Origin of the sequence: Fulvivirga aurantia, assembly GCF_009711475.1 — a bacterium.
GTDB lineage: Bacteria > Bacteroidota > Bacteroidia > Cytophagales > Cyclobacteriaceae > Fulvivirga > Fulvivirga aurantia.
Window position 1 is genome coordinate 112 of record NZ_SMMD01000535.1, and the last position, 234, is coordinate 345.

Genomic DNA, 234 nt, shown 5'->3' on the forward strand with positions numbered 1-234 from the left:
GGCTTTTGTGTACAGTTAAATTCTATTTAGTTCGTCATCCAGAGCGCTAGCGAAGGATCTTTATCTCCATATTGACTACATTTTAACAGAACGTCATTCCCAAGTAGGTGGGAATCTCTGCTGCGTCAGCTAAGACGGGCGAGAATTTTGTCATCCCGAGGAAGGAGGCCTGCCTGCCGGCATGGCAGGAATCTTAATAAGTCGATTGATAGTCATTTTTAATTCTTAGTAAGT